Annotated in this window: 9 protein-coding genes; 6 read left to right on the top strand and 3 right to left on the bottom strand. The window is 66.2% G+C overall.

Features of this window, described 5'->3' with window-relative positions:
- The first annotated feature begins 174 nt into the window (after window positions 1-174).
- Together WH367_RS00995 and pbpC are read left to right on the top strand one after the other, a co-directional pair.
- Window positions 175-6144 (top strand): alpha-2-macroglobulin family protein, encoded by a 5970-nt coding sequence (locus WH367_RS00995; RefSeq protein ID WP_339533769.1) that lies wholly within the window; start codon window positions 175-177, stop codon window positions 6142-6144.
- Window positions 6141-8408: a penicillin-binding protein 1C gene (pbpC, locus tag WH367_RS00990; protein WP_339533767.1), complete on the top strand. Its 2268-nt coding sequence runs from the start codon at window positions 6141-6143 to the stop codon at window positions 8406-8408. The genes WH367_RS00995 and pbpC overlap by 4 nt, the downstream gene beginning before the upstream one ends.
- 50 nt (window positions 8409-8458) lie before the next feature.
- Here the strand turns inward: pbpC and WH367_RS00985 are convergent, their stop codons facing one another.
- Window positions 8459-8779 (bottom strand): heavy metal-binding domain-containing protein, encoded by a 321-nt coding sequence (locus WH367_RS00985; RefSeq protein WP_021027576.1) that lies wholly within the window; start codon window positions 8777-8779, stop codon window positions 8459-8461.
- A gap of 18 nt (window positions 8780-8797) precedes the next feature.
- Window positions 8798-10072: a lytic murein transglycosylase gene (locus tag WH367_RS00980; RefSeq protein WP_339533765.1), complete on the bottom strand. Its 1275-nt coding sequence runs from the start codon at window positions 10070-10072 to the stop codon at window positions 8798-8800.
- 197 nt (window positions 10073-10269) lie between these two features.
- Here WH367_RS00980 and xdhA point away from each other — a divergent pair, with 197 nt between their 5' ends.
- The 4 genes from xdhA to WH367_RS00960 all read left to right on the top strand — a co-directional run bounded on the left by xdhA (window position 10270) and on the right by WH367_RS00960 (window position 16452).
- Entirely contained in the window at window positions 10270-11871 is a 1602-nt protein-coding gene (gene xdhA / locus WH367_RS00975) for a xanthine dehydrogenase small subunit (protein WP_339533763.1), read from the top strand.
- A 1-nt stretch (window position 11872) separates the two neighbouring features.
- Window positions 11873-14296: a xanthine dehydrogenase molybdopterin binding subunit gene (gene xdhB, locus WH367_RS00970; RefSeq protein WP_339533761.1), complete on the top strand. Its 2424-nt coding sequence runs from the start codon at window positions 11873-11875 to the stop codon at window positions 14294-14296.
- Window positions 14297-14393: 97 nt separating this feature from the next.
- Window positions 14394-15695 carry an NCS2 family permease gene (locus WH367_RS00965; RefSeq protein WP_312988782.1) on the top strand — a complete coding sequence of 434 codons (1302 nt, stop codon included), beginning with the start codon at window positions 14394-14396 and terminating at the stop codon, window positions 15693-15695.
- Between the two features lie 121 nt (window positions 15696-15816).
- Window positions 15817-16452 (top strand): YbhB/YbcL family Raf kinase inhibitor-like protein, encoded by a 636-nt coding sequence (locus WH367_RS00960; RefSeq protein ID WP_339533760.1) that lies wholly within the window; start codon window positions 15817-15819, stop codon window positions 16450-16452.
- A 46-nt stretch (window positions 16453-16498) separates the two neighbouring features.
- On the opposite strand, the gene WH367_RS00955 is transcribed toward WH367_RS00960, so the two are convergent.
- Window positions 16499-18160, bottom strand: coding sequence for an L-lactate permease (locus WH367_RS00955; RefSeq protein WP_339533759.1), 1662 nt, complete (start codon window positions 18158-18160; stop codon window positions 16499-16501).
- Window positions 18161-18347: the final 187 nt, after the last annotated feature.

Here is an 18347-nt window from a genome sequence, read left to right as displayed (position 1 = left end):
CTGGACTGGCGCTGTTGGACAGCATGGCATGCATCGGCAGAGCCCTGGCAAGCCACAAGCCCAATAAATAGGCTCATCTTGTTGCCAAATGAAACACCTGGCTGCCCTGGGCGGCCAGCCAACACTGGCGCAGGCTAATTTTGGTACGCTCTCACCATCCTAGGGGAGAGCTCCGTGAATACAACATTACAACGCTGGCTGGCGGGCGCCGGCTGGGCCGCGCTGGGCCTGTCAGCCCATGCCACAAGCATCACATCGGTGTCACCGCAGGGCGAGGTGGCCCGGGTACGGCAAATAGTCGTCAAGTTCGATGCGGCCGTGGTGCCGATGGGCGATCTGCGTGCGGCAGCGCCCGTCAAACTCGACTGCGACAACAAACAGGCCCAGAGCCAGGGGACGGGACGCTGGACGGGCCCGCGCGAATGGGTGTTTGACCTGGCCGATGACCTGCCGCCCGGTGTGCGCTGCACGGTCGAAAAGGTCGCCAACCTCAAGGATGCTGCCGGCGAGCCGGTCAAGGGCGCGGCCCAGTACCGCTTTGCCACCGGAGGGCCGTCGGTGACGCGCGTGGTGCCCAGCAGCTACCAGCCGCTCGACAGCCGCCAGTTCTTTGGCCTGCAGTTCAATGCCGATGTCGTGACCAGCTCGGTGCAGGACAACACCTGGTGCACGGTCAAGGGCATCGGGGAGCGCATTCCAGTGCGCATCCTCAGCGCCTCGGAGTCCGATGACTTCATGCAAAGCCAGTTTGGCCGCGATAGCTTGCAGCAGCGGCCGCGCCGCCATGTGGCCTTGCAATGCCAGCGGGCCTTGCCCGAGGGTGCGCAGATGAGCCTGGTGGTGGGCGCGGGGGTGAGCACCGACAACGGCGTCAAGCAGACGCGTGAGCGCCGCTTCGACTACCAGGTGCGCCCGCCGTTCACGGCCGAGTTCAGCTGCGAGCGCGCCAATGCGCAGGCCGGCTGCCTGCCGATCCGCCCGCTCAACCTGCTCTTTAGCGCTTCGGTGGACCGCAAGCTCGCAGAAGGCATCTTCCTGGAAACCTCCAAGGGCAAGGTCAAGGCCAGCTTCCCCGATGACGGGGATGAAGGCGAGGTCAACCGCCTGCAGTTTGCGCCGCCCTTTGGCGAGAAGGAGACGATGCGCATCGTGCTGCCCCAGGGCTTCAAGGACGAATCGGACCGGCCGCTGGCCAATGCCAACCTGTTCCCGCTGCAGGTGCAAAGCGGGCTGATGCCACCGCTGGCCAAGTTTGCCGCCTCGCCGTTTGGCGTGGTCGAGCGCTTTGCCGAAGGCGACAAGGGCCCGGCCATGTTCCCGGTGACCCTGCGCAATGTGGAGCAGGACCTGCAGATCCAGGGCTTGTCGATCGAGGACAAGGGCACTGTCTCGACCCTGCAGCTGCAAAGCGATGCCGACATCATCCGCTGGTACCGCAAGCTCCAGCGCTACGACAACTGGCAGGTCAGCCGCAAGCAGGCAGCGCAGGACAGCAAGATCCCGCTGCCCAATGTGCTGCCCGATGGCGACAAGAACTATGTCGAGACCCGCATGCTCTCGCTGCTCGAAGGCCAGGCCACCAGCAAGAAGCTGGCCCTGCCCAAGACCGACAGCAAGGACCCGCGCCCGTTTGAGGTCGTGGGCATTCCGCTGGAGACCGGTTTCCATGTCGTCGAGATCGCCTCGCCCATGCTGGGCGACGCACTGCTCAACACCGACTACGACAGTGCCCGCCGCGTGATGTTTGTGCGCAGCTCGGCGCTGGTGACCAACCTGGGCGTGCACTTCAAGCTGGGGCGTGAAAACGCGATGGCCTGGGTGACCAGCCTGGACAAGGGTAAGCCGGTGGCCAATGCCCAGGTACGCATCTCTACCTGCGACGGCAAGACGCTGGTGCAGGGCACGACCGACAAGGACGGCGTGGCCCGTTTTGACAAGCTCGACACCCAGGCGCAGGTGCGCTGCGAGGCGGGCGCCAACAGCGACACCAGCGCTGCCTACTTTGTGAGCGCGCGCGCCACGGTGGACGGCAAGCAGGACATGGCCTTTGTCTGGAGCGACTGGCAGCGCGGCATCGAGAGCTGGCGCTTCAACCTCGAGACCGACAGCAGCCCCGTGCAGGATGTGGTCGCCCACACGGTGCTGGACCGCAGCCTGCTGCGCGCTGGCGAGACGGTGTCGATGAAGCACCTGATCCGCAGCCAGACCATGGGCGGCCTGGGCCTGCCCGGCAAGGAGCAGTTGCCCAACCAGGTGGTCATCACCCATGTGGGCAGCAACGACGAGTTTGAGCTGCCCATCAGCTGGGAGCGCCCGGGCCAGGGCCTGTCGGCCGTGTCCGAGTTCAAGATTCCCAAAGCCGCCAAGCTGGGCACCTACCGCATCACGCTCAAGGGCGGCAAGGGCAAATGGGGATCGATGGAGATGCAGACCGGCTCGTTCCGGGTGGAAGAGTACCGCCTGCCGGTGTTCAAGGGCAGCGTGACGCCGGACCAGCCTGCGCCCATCGTGCAGCCGGGCAAGCTGGGCGCCCAGGTGCAACTGTCCTACCTCTCGGGCGGCGCAGCGGCCAAGGAGGCGGTCAAGGTCTCAGCCGCGATCCAGTCGCATGCGGTGAGCTTTGAGGACTACGACAGCTTCTCGTTTGGCCGGCCCTATTTGAGCCGCAAGCTGCCCGGCGCGGGCAACGATGGCGAGGACTACAGCAATGACCGCCGCGTGATTGCCGACAAGCTGGCGCTGACCCTGGATGCCAATGGCGTGGGCAAGGCCGAGATCGAGCAGGTGCCCAGCTCCGTGGCGCCGCAGGATCTGCTGCTGGAGGCGAGTTTTTCCGACCCCAATGGTGAGGTGCAGACCATCAGCCACCACAGCGTGATCTGGCCCGCCTCGGTGGTCGCCGGCATCAAGGCCGAGAACTGGGCCTCCACCGACAAGAAGCTGGGCTTCCAGGCGCTGTCGCTGACGCCGTCGGGCAAGCCCGTCTCCGGCGTCAAGCTGCAGGTGCGCGCGGTGGCGCGTGTGGTCACCTCCACGCGCAAGCGCATGGTGGGCGGCTTCTACAGCTACGAGAACCATGAGAGCTACAAGGACCTGGGTGTGGTCTGCAGCGGCAAGAGCGATGCCAAGGGCCTGCTGGCCTGCGACACCCAGCTGAGCGAAGGCGGCGAGACCGAGTTGATTGCCGAGGCGACCGACGACAAGAACCGCAGCTCCAAGGCCGCGACCTCGGTCTGGGTGACCAAGCAGGGCGAGCTCTGGTTTGGCGGTGAAGACACCGACCGCATGGACCTGCTGCCGGAAAAGAAATCCTACAAGGTGGGCGACACCGCACGCTTCCAGGTGCGCATGCCTTTCCGCGAAGCAACGGCGCTGGTGACGGTGGAGCGCGAAGGCGTGCTCTCCAGCCAGGTGATCACCCTGCGCGGCGATGACCCCACGGTCAACCTGAAGGTGCAGGAGGGCTGGGGCCCGAATGTCTATGTCAGCGTGATGGCGCTGCGTGGCCGCCTGCGCGAAGTGCCTTGGTACAGCTTCTTCACCTGGGGCTTCAAGTCGCCGCGTGAATGGTGGACCTCGTTCTGGTACGAGGGCAAGGAATATGTGGCGCCCACCGCGCTGGTGGACCTGTCCAAACCCGCTTACCGCCTGGGCGCGGCCGAGATCCGCGTCGGCATTGCCGACCGCCAGCTGGCCGTGACCGTCAAGAGCGACAAGGAAAGCTACCGCATCCGCAACACCGCCAAGGTCACGATCGAAGCCAAGCTGCCCAATGGCAAGCCGGCGGCGGGCGCGGCCGTGTCGGTGGCGGCCGTGGACCAGGCCTTGCTGGAGCTCAAGAGCAATGACACCTGGGCGCTGCTCGAAGCCATGTACCAAAAGCGTTCCTGGGGCGTGGAGACCTCCACCGCCCAGATGGAAATCATTGGCCGGCGCCACTATGGCCGCAAGGCCGTGGCAGCGGGCGGCGGCGGTGGCAATGGCCAGACCCGCGAGCTGCTCGACACCCTGCTGCTGTGGCAGCCCAATGTGGTGCTGGATGCGAACGGCCGCGCCGAGGTCGATGTGCCGCTCAATGATGCCCTCACCAGCTTCAAGATCGTGGCCGTGGCCGAGAGTGGGCTGGAGCTGTTTGGCACCGGCACGACCCAGATCCGCACCACGCAGGAGCTGCAGATCATCAGCGGCCTGCCGCCGCTGGTGCGCGATGGCGACCGCTATGACGCCCAGGTCACCCTGCGCAACACCACCAGCAAGCCCATGCAGGTGCTGGTGACCCCCAAGGCGACCTTGCTGCAGCTCGAGCCGCAGACAGTGGAAGTGGCGGCCAACGAGGCCCGCACCGTGAGCTGGAGCGTGACGGCGCCTGCCGACATGTCGCAAAGCCGCCAGGGCGAGCTGCTCTGGGAGATCAGCGCCAAGGACAAGCAGGGCGATGCCGCCGATGCGCTCAAGGTCAGCCAGCGTGTGGTGCCTGCTGTGGCGGTGGAGACCCTGCAGGCCACCCTGGTGCAGCTCGACGGCAGCCTGGATATGCCGGTCAGCGCACCGGCCGATGCCTTGCCCGGCCGTGGCGGCCTGAAGCTGTCGCTGGTGCCGCGCCTGGCAGAAGGCCTGCCCGGTGTGCGTGACTGGTGGCGTGCCTACCCGTATGCCTGCCTGGAGCAGACCACCAGCAAATCCATCGGCATGCAGGATGCAGCGCTGTGGAAGAGCACGATGGAGCGCCTGCCCACCTACCTCGATGGCGACGGCCTGGCCAACTACTTCCCGCCGCAAGCGGGCAGCAGCAACACCGGCAGCGATGCGCTGACCGCCCACCTGCTGCAGGCCGCTTTCGAGATGAAGCGCATCGACCCGGCCTTTGCTATTCCCCCTGCGCCGCTGGGCCGCATGCAGGACGCGCTGGCCCGCTTCATCGATGGCCGCATCGAGCGCAAGTTCTGGAGCCCACGCTCCGACCTGGAAGTGCGCAAGCTCGCCGCCATCAACGCCTTGGCGCTGTATGGCAAGGCGCAGCCGCGCATGCTGACCAGCATCCAGATTGCACCCAATGACTGGCCCACCCAGACGGTGGTGGACTGGCTGTCGATTCTGGGCCATATGAAGGATGTGCCCAACCGCAGCAAGCTGCTCGAAGAGGCCAACCAGATCCTGCGTGCGCGCCTGAGCTACCAGGGCACCAAGGTGCTGTTCGCCAACGAGAACAACGACTACTGGTGGTGGCTGATGCAAAACGGCGATACCACCCTGGCGCGTTTCCTGCTGGTGGTGATGGACGACCCGGCCTGGAAGGACGACATGCCACGCCTGGCCAGCAGCTTCATCAGCCGCCAGAAGAGCGGTGCCTGGACGACGACCACGGCCAACCTCTGGGGCGCGCTGGCGCTGGAACGCTTCTCGCGCACCTATGAGTCCACACCCGTGACCGGCACCACCGAGGCCAGCATGGCCGGCAAGTCCGGCACCGTGGACTGGAGCCGCGTGACCAAGGCGCAGGATGCGATCGAGCTGCTGGCCCAAGGCGGCAAGCGCACGCCCGGCCCGACCGAGCAGGTGGCGCAGTGGCTCAACAACACCATTGACCTGCCCTGGGCCGCTGGCAACCAGAGCCTCAAGGTGCAGCAAAAGGGCAGCGGCAAGCCCTGGCTGACGGTGCAATCGCAGGCGGCCGTGCCGCTCAAGCAGCCACTGTCGGCCGGCTACACCATCAGCAAGACCGTGGTGGCCGTCGAGCAGGCCAACAAGAACCTGCCCGCCGGCCAGTACACCCGGGGCGATGTGCTGCGCGTGACCCTGGAGGTGAACGCCAGCGCCAACATGACCTGGGTGGCGATCACCGATCCGATCCCGGGCGGCGCCACCATCCTGGGCAGCGGCCTGGGCCGGGACTCGGCACTGTCCACCGCCGGCGAGAAATCGACCGGCTGGGGCTGGAAGGCGTTCGAGGAGCGGTCGTTCGAGAGCTACCGCGCCTACTACGGCTACCTGCCGCAGGGCAAGCTCAGCCTGCAGTACAGCTACCGCGTCAACAACACCGGTGAGTTTGCGCTGCCATCGACCCGCGTCGAGGCGCTGTATGCGCCCGAGATGTTCGGCATGGCACCCAACCCCAAGGTGACGGTTGTGCCCGTGGCGCCATGAGGCTGCGCGCTATAGCCCGCTGGCGGCTGCTGGCGCTGGCCTGCCTGGTGCATGCACCACTGGCCCAGGCCGTGCCCAGCTTTGGCGAGGTGCGCCAGGACTTCAGCTCGTCGGAGACGCGGGTGCTCTCGCGCGAAGGCGAGCTGCTGCAGAGGGTGCGCACCGACAGCACGGTGCGCCGGGGCGACTGGGTGGCGCTGGGCGATGTGTCGGCTGCGCTGCGCACCGCCATGCTGCTGAGCGAGGACAAGCGCTTTTACGAGCACAGTGGCGTGGACTGGGCGGCCGTCACATCGGCTGCCTGGGGCAACCTCTGGAACCAGCGCACACGCGGGGCCAGCACCATCAGCATGCAGCTGGCCGGCCTGCTCGACGGCGACTGGCGGCGCAGCAATGGCGGCCGCTCGGTGGTGCAAAAGGTGGGCCAGACGGTGGCCGCCCAGGTGCTGGACCGGCGCTGGCAGAAGACCCAGATCCTGGAGGCCTACCTGAACCTGGTGCCTTTTAGGGGCGAGCTGGTGGGCATTGATGCGCTGTCGCGCACCCTGTTCGACAAGGCCCCCCATGGCCTGGACGACCGCGAGGCCGCCGTGGCCGCCGCGCTGGTGCGCGCGCCCAATGCGCGGCCCGGCCAGGTGGGCCAGCGCGCCTGCGGGGTGCTCAAGGAGATGCGGCGCGATCCCAAGCTGGACTGCGAAGCGATTGTGTTCTTCACCGAGATTGCGCTGAAAAAGCGCGCCTTTGATGCCAGCGAAGGCATTGCGCCGCACTTCAGCCGCATTGCGCTGCGCGAGGCGCGGCAAGGCGCGGATGGCAAAACCCAGCAGGCGGCCATGGCCAGCCTGCGCACCACCTTGAGCGCGCCGCTGCAGCGCTATGCGGTCGATATGCTGGGCCAGCACCTGCAGGCCTTGCAGGGCAGCAATGTGCAGGACGGCGCGGTGCTGGTGCTGGACAACGCCAGCGGCGAGGTGCTGGCCTGGGTGGGGTCCTCCGGCGCACTGAGCCAGGCACATGCGGTCGATGCGGTGCTGGCGCCGCGCCAGCCGGGCTCGACCTTGAAGCCCTTTCTCTATGGCCAGGCAATTGCCGAGCACAAGCTGACGGCTGCGTCCTTGATCGAGGATTCGCCCGCGCGCATTCCGACGGCCAGCGGCCTCTATATTCCGCAGAACTACGACCGCAGCTTCAAAGGCTGGGTGTCGGTGCGCACGGCGCTGGGCGCCTCGCTCAATGTGCCGGCGGTGCGCACCCTGGTGATGGTGGGTGTTGACGATTTCTTTGACCAGCTGGTGCGCCTGGGCATGCCGATGCGCGAGAGCGGCAGCTATTTTGGCTACAGCCTGGCGCTGGGCAGCCCTGATATTCCGCTGGTGCAGCTGACCAATGCCTACCGCGCACTGGCCAATGGCGGGCGCTACAGCCCGGTGGCCTATGCGCGCGGCGGCAAGCCGCAGTTCCGCCAGGCCATGGATGCGGGCGCCGCCTATGTGGTGGGCGATATGCTGGCCGATGGCAATGCCCGCGTGCGCACCTTTGGCCTCGATAGCGTGCTGGGCACGCGCAGCTGGGCGGCGGTGAAAACCGGCACCAGCAAGGACATGCGCGACAACTGGGCCGTCGGCTGGTCCGACCGCTACACGGTCGGCGTCTGGGTCGGCAATGCCAGCGGCGAGGCCATGCATTCGGTCAGCGGCACCAGCGGCGCGGCACCCGTCTGGGCCAGCATCATGGGCTTTTTGCACCAGGGCCAGCCCAGCCGTGCGCCCAAGCCGCCGGCCGGTTTGCAGGCGCAATGGGTGGATTTTGGCCCGGCGCCTGCTGGGCAATCGGGTGCCGGCTTTGCGCTGGAGGCGCGGCGTGAGGAGTGGTTCCTGGCCGGCACCGCGCAGCCGCGCTTTGCGCTGGATGGCCAGGCCACCGGGGTCGATGAGATGGTGGGCGGCCGCAGCTTTGCCGGGCGATCGGCCGACGGCACTGGCTCGGCAGCACCGCCTGCGGTGCGCATTCTGGCCCCGGCCAACGGCACGATTGTCGCGGTGGACCCGGACATTCCACCCGAGCGACAGCGCCTGCAGTTTGTCGCCGATTCGGCCGCTGCGCGCTGGCGCATCGATGGCAAGGATGTTGCGCGCGGCGCGCGCTGGGCCTGGCTGCCCTGGCCGGGCCGCCACCAGGTGGAGCTGGTCAATGCGCAGGGCGAGGTGCTGGACAGCATTCGCCTGGAAGTGCGCGGCGCGGGCGTCAAACAGGCCAAGCGCTAAAAGGTGCTGCAGCCCCCGCAAGGGGACTGCCGCAACACGGACAGAGGCGCTTAGTCGACGACGACGGCCGTGCCGCTGGCCGACACCATCAGCATGCCGTTGTCCTTGCCCAGCACTTCGTAGTCCAGATCGATGCCGACGACGGCATTGGCGCCCAGCGCCTTGGCGCGCTCCTGCAGCTCATTGAGTGCAATGTCTCTGGCCTTTTGCAGCTCTTTCTCGTAGGTGCCCGAGCGGCCGCCAACAATGTCGCGGATGCCGGCAAACCAGTCCTTGAAAAAGTTGGCGCCCAAGATAGCCTCGCCATTGACGATGCCGCAGTAGCGGCTGATGCGCTTGCCTTCAACGCTGGGGGTGGTGGTGACAATCATGGTGTGGCTCCAGCGGTATCAGTTGGCGAGCGCGCGCAGCAGCTTTTGGCCCGCGCGGCCATCGGTCTTCATGCCCAGGCGGTTTTGCTCGGCCTTGATGGCCTCGCGCGTCTTGGCGCCTATCATGCCGTCGGGCTCGCCAATCGCATAACCCCGGGTCAGCAGCGCCTGCTGCAGCTCCTTGTTCTGCGCGCGCGACAGGCCCAGGTCGTCGGTCGGCCAGGGGGTGACAAAGCTGATCTGGCTCTGCTGGCTGTCGGCCACCAGGTTGGACAGCTGCGCAATGGCCAGGCCATAGTTTTCCGAGGCGTTGTAGCTGTAGAGCGCATCAAAATTGCGTCCTACTAGAAAGGCGGGGCCACCGGCGGCCGGGATCATCAGGCCGGCCGATGGCAGCGAATCGGGCAGCGGATCGCCATTGGCCAGGGTGACGCCGGCCGAGCGCCAGAAATCCAGCGGCTTCTTGTTCTTGCGGCCGGCATCGGCGGTGCTGAAACCGCTGGGCAGCTTGACCTCAAAGCCCCAGGGCTGGCCCGGGCGGTAGCCGGCGTTCTTCAGGAACATGGCGGTGGAGGCCAGCGCATCGGGCACGCTGTCGACGATGTCGCGGCGGCCATCGCCGTCAAAGTCCACGGCGCTGCGGAAAAAGGTCGAGGGCATGAACTGGGTCTGGCCAAAGGCGCCCGCCCAGGAGCCCACCAGCTTGGACTCGGCAATATGGCCTTCTTGCAGAATGCGCAGCGCGCTGGCGAACTCGCCCCGGAAATAGGCCTGGCGGCGGCCAAAGCAGGACAGAGTGCCCAGCGACTGCACCAGCGAGCGCCCGCCCAGGTTCTGGCCGAAGTTGCTCTCCACGCCCCAGACGCCGATGACGATCTGCGGGGCAACGCCCGTGCTCTGTTCGATCTTGTCCAGGGTGTCCTTCCACTTGGCATAGGCAGCGCGGCCTTCGGCCACGCGCTGCTCGTCGACCAGCACGGCGATGTAGTCCCAGACGGGCATCGTGAACTCGGGCTGGCGGTTGAGGAGCGGCAGCACCGTGGCATCGGGCTGGAGCTGGGCGGTGTACTGGCTGAAGGTGGCCGGCGTGATCGCGGCAAAGGCCTTGCTGCTGCGCAGCTCGCTCAAACAGGACTGGAACTCGGCCTGGCTCAGATTCGGCGGCTCTTGCGGCGCGCTGGTCTGGGCAAATACGGCGCAGGCGGCAAGGCCCAGGCTGACGGCGGTGGCGAGCTGGCGCATCGCAGGGTGGGGGCGGCGGAACATCATCCAGGCAATATACCTGCTTGCCATGGCCGCAGCCCTGGTAAACCCGCAAGGCGCGACCATTGCTTACGTTTTTGCGGGCCAGAAAGATGCGGGTTAACCCAAAAATATATGCGCTGCACCATAGCGCCTATCGCTGGCTTGTTATGGCTGGCGCCGCGCGGCACACTACGCTTGTACACAGTTTTGCAGACCGGCGCGGCAATGCGCGACCGAGCCCCACCATGAGCCCCATGACCGCCCCACAAGCCATCCGTTTCTACCACCAAGGCCGTATCACCGAAGTTGAAGGCCTGGCCCCCACGCGCAGTGTGCTGGACTGGCTGCGCGAGGACGCGCGCTGCACCGGCACCAAGGAGGGCTGCAACGAAGGCGATTGCGGCGCCTGCACGGTGATGCTCGCTGAGCTGGCTGAACCCGGCGATCCACAGGCCGTGCAAGGCCTCAAGCTGCAGACCGTCAATGCCTGCATCCAGCTGCTGCCCAGCCTGCATGGCAAGGCGCTCTTCACGGTAGAAGACATGAAGACCAGCTGCCGCCCCAAGGAGGCTGGCGAGGCTTGCAGCGACCTGCACCCGGTGCAGCAGGCCATGGTGGACTGCCATGGCTCGCAATGCGGCTTTTGCACGCCCGGTTTTGTCATGTCGCTGTGGTCCGTGTATGAGCGGCAGCAGGCCAGCCAGGGCGCGGCGCCCACGCGCCAGCAGCTGGCCGATGCACTGAGCGGCAACCTCTGCCGCTGCACCGGCTACCGGCCGATTCTGGATGCCGGCCAGCAGATGCTGGACCTGCCCGCCCGCCAGCTGGATGCGGCGCCCGTGGTGACGGCCCTGCAGGCGCTGCGCAGCGATGCCGACTGGAGCTATGCCTACCGCCCCAGTGGCGGCCAGCCCCAGCATTTCCACGCGCCGGCCAGCGTTGAGAGCCTGGCCCAGCTGCGCGCTGCGCTGCCCGATGCCCGCATGATCGGCGGCACCACCGATGTGGCCTTGTGGATCAACAAGCAGTTCCGGCCGCTGGGCGATTTGATTGCCGTGGGGCGCGTGGCCGAGCTGCGCCGCATCGAAGAGCGCGATGGCATGCTCTGCATTGGTGCGGGTGCTTCGCTCGAAGCCGCCTGGGCCGCGCTGGCCCAGCGCTTTCCGACGCTCACCGAGGTCTGGCTGCGCTTTGCATCGCCGCCCGTGCGCCATGCCGGCACCATGGGCGGCAATGTGGCCAATGGCTCGCCGATTGGCGATGCCCCGCCGGTGCTGATGGCACTGGATGCCGAGATCGAGCTGCGCCTGGGCGAGCGCCTGCGCCGCATGCCGCTGACCGATTTTTATGTGGACTACATGAAGAACCAGCTGGAGCCCGGCGAGTGGGTGCAGGGCCTGCGCGTGCCGCTGGCGGTGCAGGCGCGCCAGGTGCGGGCCTACAAGATCAGCAAGCGCTTTGACTGCGATATCTCGGCACTGTGCGCGGGCTTTTCGCTGCAGCTGGATGCCCAGGGCCAGGTGGAGACCGTGCGCCTGGCCTTTGGCGGCATGGCGGCCACAGTGCGGCGCGCCGCCAAGGCAGAAGCTGCGCTGCTGGGCCAGGCCTGGACGGTGCAGGCCGTGCAGCGCGCCCAGGCCGCGCTGGCCGAGGATTTTCAACCAATGACCGACATGCGGGCGAGCGCCGCTTACCGCCTCAAGGTGGCGCAGAACCTGCTGCAGCGCCTGTGGCTGGAGACCCGGGCCGATGCCCCCTTGCCAGCCGATGCCACTACCGTCTGGGCCGCGATGCCGCACTTGATCAGCAGCGCCCAGGCCCCGCAGGCCGCAGCCACCGGAGCCTGATATGAACACCTCGATCCCCAAGCATGTGTTGGCAGGCGCCGAAGCCTTTGCCGATTACCGCGACAACCAAAAGGCACGCATCGACGTGGCGCAGGAGGCGCGGGCGCGCCAGCAGGGCCACCAGGTTGGCATCAGCCGCAGCCATGAGTCTGCTGCCTGGCATGTGGCCGGCGAGGCCGCCTACATCGACGATATGCCCGAGCTGGCCGGCAGCCTGCATTGCGCGCTGGGCCTGTCGCCGGTGGCCCATGGCCGCCTGCTGTCGCTGGATCTGGACGCGCTGCGTGCCCAGCCCGGTGTGGTGGCGGTGCTGACGGCGGCCGATATTCCCGGTGTCAATGACTGCGGCTCCATCATCCATGACGACCCCATCCTCTGTGATGGCGAGATCCGCTACCTGGGCCAGCCCATGTTTGCGGTGCTGGCCCGCGACCGGCAAACCGCGCGGCGCGTGGCCGCGATGGCGCGCAAGCTGGTCACGGTGGAAGAGGCCGAGCCGGTGCTGACGCCGCAGCAGGCCCATGCGCTGGGCCAGTATGTGATGCCGCCGATGCAGCTGGTGCGCGAGACCGATGCCGGCGGCGCCCCCCAGGCCATTGCCCAGGCCCCGCACCGCCTGCAGGGCAGCTGGGAAGTGGGCGGCCAGGAGCAGTTCTACCTCGAAGGCCAGATCAGCTACGCGATCCCCAAGGAGGGCGGCGCGATGCATGTGTTCTGCTCGACCCAGCACCCCAGCGAGATGCAGCACCTGGTCGCGCATGCGCTGGGCGTGCAGTCCCATGCGGTGCATGTGGAATGCCGGCGCATGGGCGGCGGCTTTGGTGGCAAGGAATCGCAATCGGCGCTGTTTGCCTGCGTGGCGGCGGTGGCTGCGCGCAAGCTGGGCCGGCCCGTCAAGCTGCGGCTGGACCGCGACGATGACTTCATGATCACCGGCCGGCGCCATTGCTTCTGGTACGAGTACGACATTGGCTATGACGATGCCGGCCGCATCCTGGGCGCCGAGGTGACCATGGTCTCGCGCGCCGGGCATTCGGCCGATCTGTCGGCGCCGGTGATGACCCGCGCGCTCTGCCATTTCGACAATGCCTACTGGCTGCCCAATGTGCGCATGCGCGGCTTCATGGGCAAGACCAATACCCAGAGCAATACCGCGTTTCGCGGCTTTGGCGGGCCGCAGGGCGCGATCGTGATGGAGAACATCATGGACTCGATCGCGCGGCAGCTGGGCAAGGATGCGCTCGATGTGCGCCGTGCCAACTTCTATGCCAAGGACAGTGGGCAGTGCACGCCCTATGGCCAGGAGGTGGACGACAACATCATCGACGAGCTGGTGGCGCAGCTGGAGGCGCGCAGCGACTACCGGGCGCGGCGCGCGCAGGTCGATGCCTTCAATGCCACGAGCCCCGTGCTCAAGCGCGGCCTGGCGCTGACCCCGGTCAAGTTCGGCATCTCCTTCAACGTCAAGCACTTCAACCAGGCCGGCGCCCTGGTCCATGTCTACAACGATGGCTCCATCCTCGTCAACCATGGCGGCACCGAGATGGGCCAGGGCCTGAACACCAAGGTGGCCCAGGTGGTGGCGCATGAGCTGGGCGTGGCCTTTGAGCGGGTGCGGGTGACGGCCACCGACACGACCAAGGTGGCCAACACCTCGGCGACGGCCGCGTCGACCGGCACCGACCTGAACGGCAAGGCCGCGCAGGATGCGGCGCGCCAGATCCGCGAGCGCCTGGCCGCCTGCCTGGCAGCCCAGCATGGGGCCGATCCGGCATCGGTGCGCTTTGTCAATGACGAGGTGCACTGCGCGGGCCAGAGCCTGCGTTTTGAGGCCCTGGTCAAACAGGCCTATCTGGAGCGGGTGCAGCTGTGGTCCGATGGCTTTTATGCGACGCCTGGCCTGTCCTGGGATGCGGCGGCCATGCGTGGCCGGCCCTTCTTCTACTTTGCCTACGGCGCGGCCGTCAGCGAGGTGGTGGTGGACACCTTGACCGGCGAGAGCAAGCTGCTGCGCGCCGATGTGATCCATGATGTGGGCCAGTCGCTGAACCCTGCCGTGGACATTGGCCAGGTCGAGGGCGCGTTCATCCAGGGCATGGGCTGGCTCACGATGGAGCAGCTGGTCTGGCACCCCAAGACTGGTGCCTTGATGACCCATGCCCCCAGCACCTACAAGATCCCGACCGCCAACGACTGCCCACCGGTGCTGAATGTGCAGCTGTTTGACGGTGCCAACCCGCACGAGACCATCCACCGCAGCAAGGCGGTGGGCGAGCCGCCGCTGCTGCTGCCGTTCTCGGTGCTGTTTGCGATACGCGATGCGGTGGCTGCGACCGGCGCGCCCGGTTGCTGCCCGCCGCTGCGGGCACCGGCCACGGCCGAGGCGGTGCTCGACGCCATCGCGGCTGTGCAGACAGGGCTTTGACGCTGCGAGCCGGCAGCCTGCGCGGGCAGCTGCGATACTCGCCGCCTTCGATAGAAATCAGCTTCCCATTAACGATGCATAACCACGAGGAGCAGCCATGAGCGCGCTGGACAAATATTTCAAGCTGGGAGAGCACGGCACAACGGTGCGGACCGAGGTGCTGGCGGGGATCACCACCTTTTTGACGATGGCCTACATCATGTTCGTCAACCCCTCCATCCTGGGGGATGCGGGCATGCCCAAGGGCTCGGTGTTTGTCGCCACCTGCCTGATTGCGGCGCTGGGCTCGGTGCTGATGGGCCTGTATGCGAACTACCCGATTGCGATTGCGCCGGGCATGGGGCTGAACGCCTACTTTGCCTATGTGGTGGTGCTGGGCATGGGCTACACCTGGCAGGCGGCACTGGGGGCGGTCTTTGTCTCCGGGTGCCTGTTCTTGCTGGTCACCATCTTTCGCATACGCGACCAGATCATCAACGGCATACCGGCTTCGATACGCGTGGCCATCACCGTCGGTATCGGGCTCTTTCTGGCGCTGATTGCGCTCAAGAGTGCCGGCGTGGTGGTCGAATCCAAGGCCACCTTGGTGACCCTGGGTGATCTGCATTCGCCATCGGTGATCCTGTTCACGCTGGGCTTTTTCCTGATCGTGGTGCTCGACCGCCTGCGTGTGCCCGGCGCCATCCTGATCGGCATTCTGGCCGTCACCGTGGCCTCCTTCATCTTTGGCGGCAACCAGTTCCAGGGTGTGTTCTCGGCGCCGCCATCGATTGCGCCGACCTTCCTGCAGCTCGATATCAAGACCGCGCTGTCCAGCGGTTTTCTGAATGTGGTGCTGGTGTTCTTTCTGGTGGAGCTGTTTGATGCCACCGGCACCCTGATGGGTGTGGCCAAGCGTGCGGGCCTGCTGGTGCCCGGCAAGATGGAGCGCTTCCACCGCTCGCTGCTGGCCGACAGCGGCGCGATCTTTGCCGGCTCGCTGCTGGGTACCTCCAGCGCGACGGCCTATGTCGAGAGCGCCTCGGGCGTGCAGGCCGGTGGCCGCACGGGGCTGACGGCCGTGACGGTGGCCGTGCTGTTCCTGGCCTGCTTGTTCATTGCGCCTTTGGCAGGCTCGGTGCCCGCTTATGCCACTGCTCCTGCGCTGCTGTTTGTCGCCTGCCTAATGCTCAAGGAGCTGACCGAGGTGGACTGGGCCGATACCACCGAGGCCATTCCCGCTGCCATCACTGCCGTGATGATGCCCTTTACCTACTCGATCGCCAACGGCCTGGCCTTTGGCTTTATCTCCTACGCGGCCATCAAGCTGTTCACCGGCCGCGCCCGCGAGGTGCACTGGATGGTCTGGATCATTGCGGCGCTGTTCCTGTTCAAGTTCGCCTATATCGGCGGGCATTGAACCTCGCCTGTCGGATACCGCCTGACTGACAGCTGCGCAGCAGCAACCTAGAATTTGCCAAAGTGCCCTGACCCCGGTCGAGGCCCTTTGGCTTTTTTCATACCCGCAAAGGATTTATCAGATGCAGCTCAGCAGCCACAGCTTTCAAGACGGCCAGGCGATCCCTGGCGAGTTCGCTTTTGCCGTGCCCGATGCCAGCGCCCATGTGGCGCTGTCGTCCAACCGCAATCCGCACCTGGCCTGGCGCGATGTGCCCGCGGGCACCCAGTCCTTTGTCATCGTCTGCCATGACCCCGATGTGCCCAGCCGGGGCGACGATGTGAACCAGGAAGGCCGCACGGTGCCAGCCGATCTGCCGCGCGTCGATTTCTTCCACTGGCTGCTGCTGGACATTCCAGTGGGCACCACCGAGATCGCCGCCGGTGCACAGTGCGATGGCATCACCGCCCATGGCAAGCCCGGCCCGGCTGCGCCCCAGGGCCTGCGCCATGGCATCAACGACTATACCGGCTGGTTTGCTGCTGATGCGCAGATGCAAGGCGAGTACTACGGCTACGACGGCCCCTGCCCACCCTGGAACGACAGCCTGGTGCACCACTATGTGTTCACGGTCTATGCGCTGGCCACGCCCAGCTTGGCAGTCCCGGGTGCGCTTACGGGGGCCAATGTGCGCGCCGCGCTGGCCCAGGCCCCGGTGCTGGGCCAGGCCAGCATCACCGGCTTGTACAGCCTGAACCCTGCGGTCCCTGCTGTTTAACAACTGGGATGCGATGAACGGGGCTCCTCTGGGAGCCCCGTGGTGCTTACTTCACCACCATCAAGGTGAAGGGGTAGACATAGGCCTGCAAGGTGACAAAGATGCCCACCAAGGTGGCGAGCGCCACCGAGTGGAAGAACACGTAGCGCAGAATGTCGCCCTCATGGTTGAACCAGCGCGTGGCGGTAGAGGCCACGACGATGGACTGGGCATCGATCATCTTGCCCATCACGCCGCCCGAGCTGTTGGCCGCGCCCATCAGGTTGGGCGACAGGCCCAGCTGCTCGGCAGCGACCTTCTGCATGCCGCCAAACAGCACGTTGGATGCCGTGTCCGAGCCCGTCAGCGCCACGCCCAGCCAACCCATCATCGTGCCAAAGAAGGGGTAGAACACGCCGGTGTTGGCAAAGGCCAGGCCCAAGGTAGTGTCGGTGCCGGAGTAGCGGGTGAGGGTGCCCAGCGCCAGCATCAGCACAATGGTCAGCAGTGAAAAGCGCACCAGCCAGATCGTCTTGAGAAATTGCTTGATGAGGGCCAGTGGGCTGTACTTCATCACCAGGCCGCCGACGATGGCCGACAGCAGAATGCCGGTGCCGGTGGCCGACAGCAGGTTGAGCACATAGACCGCACCTTCCTTGGTGGGCTGGGGCACCACGGGCGGCACCTTCTCGATCATGTTGTGCAGCCCCGTCATTGGGAAGGACGGCGCAAACAGGCCGTTGAGCGCGGCCTTGACCGAAGGCAGGCCCCAGATGAACACAAACACGGTCAGGATGGCCCAGGGCGTCCAGGCGCGGATCACATCGGCGCGGGCATGGGCCACCACGGCGCGGGGCTTGGCCGTGGTGTCTTCGCTGGTGTCGCGGCCCTTGAGCGAGGTGCTGCGCCAGATGTTCTTGGGCTGCCATACGCGCAGAAAGCCGATCAGGCAGCCCATGGAGACGATGGCGGCAATGATGTCGACCAGCTCCGGGCCGATGAAGTTGGACACCAGGTACTGCGGAATCGCAAACGACAGGCCGGTGACCAGGATGGCCGGCCAGATCTCCACCATCGCCTTGCGGCCGGCAAAGGCCCAGATCAGCCAGAACGGAACCAGCACCGAGAAGAAGGGCAGCTGGCGGCCGACCATTGCGGTGACCTCCATCACGTCATAGCCATGGACCTTGGCCAGGGTGATCACCGGCGTGCCCAGCGCGCCAAAGGCGACGGGCGCGGTATTGGCAATCAGCGACAGGCCCGAGGCTGCCAGCGGTGAAAAACCCAGGCCGATCAGGATCGCCGCCGTGACCGCCACCGGCGTGCCAAAGCCCGCCGCCCCTTCAAAAAAGGCGCCAAAGGCAAAGGCGATCAGCAGCAGCTGGATGCGCCGGTCCTCGGTGATGCCGGCAATCGAGTCCTGCAGGATCTTGAAGCTGCCGTTGTGCTCTGTGAGCTGGTGCAAAAAGATGATGTTCAGCACGATCCAGCCAATGGGCAGCAGGCCCGTGAGCCCCCCAAACACCGCTGCGCGGCCCGCCATATCGGCCGGCATGCCATAGACCACGATCGCGATGAGCAGGGCGCAGACCAGGCCGGCGCCGGCCGCAATATGGGCCTTGAGGTGGAGAAAACCCAGCCCTACGAGCATCACCACCACCGGCAGCGCCGCCAGCAAGGTGGAGAGCACCATATTGCCCACCGGGTTGTAGATCTGTTGCCAAACCATGCCTGACTCCTCGTTGTAGCGCAGCGCAAGCGCGCGGCCGGGAGGCCATGCACCACCAGGATGGCTATGCACTGCTGTTATGCCAAAAACACCTGGATGGATAGAACATCGACATAATGTCGGCCTAACTGGCTGCCTGCAGTCCTGTAAAACCCCTAGCTCTTGTAACGAAGCTGTGGGGTTTGCC

Origin of the sequence: Comamonas sp. MYb21 (genome assembly GCF_037479395.1) — a bacterium.
In the GTDB taxonomy this organism is placed as follows: Bacteria; Pseudomonadota; Gammaproteobacteria; order Burkholderiales; family Burkholderiaceae_C; genus Comamonas.
The sequence above is the reverse complement of the archived record's forward strand: the minus strand, read 5'-3'. Positions and strand labels throughout refer to the sequence as shown.